Raw genomic sequence first — 469 nt, 5'->3', positions numbered from 1 at the left:
GACCGCTTTTCACCATTCCGTAACGTGAGAGAAGCGGACATAAATATAGACTCAAATACAGAATATCCTGCGGACTGCTTGTAGTAATGTAGCCACTAAGTTACTTGTTTACAAAACCACTTTCGTACAAAAATTACTATCATCGCGTAAAACTCTATCCAACCAATTGGTTTAACATTTCCATTGGCTAAATAGGTGGTAGATCCAAGAAATCTAGACAATCCATACACTCTCATACAGCATTCGCATCGAAATTGCGGGCTAGACACCCTTCGAGCTAAAAGATTATACCTATCCAGTAAGTTCTATCTCCTTAATAAAACTGCCCTTCTGAGCAATACATTCACCCAGCAATGCAAAGCCACTAATATTGGACTGAGTCGTATAACGAGCAGCGTAACTGTTACCTTCGCCTTCCACGCGCCATTCCCCTTTAGATTCGTAGCTGGGACATATCACTAAGGGAGAA

General features: G+C 41.4%; 1 protein-coding gene. It reads right to left on the bottom strand.

Translation table 11 applies throughout. The features are described from left to right. Positions 1–291: 291 nt before the first annotated feature. Entirely contained in the window at positions 292–459 is a 168-nt protein-coding gene (locus A3761_RS28985) for a hypothetical protein (RefSeq protein ID WP_369808208.1), read from the bottom strand. Positions 460–469 lie beyond the last annotated feature (10 nt).

It is taken from the genome of Oleiphilus sp. HI0123 (assembly GCF_001635315.1).
The sequence above is the reverse complement of the archived record's forward strand: the minus strand, read 5'-3'. Positions and strand labels throughout refer to the sequence as shown.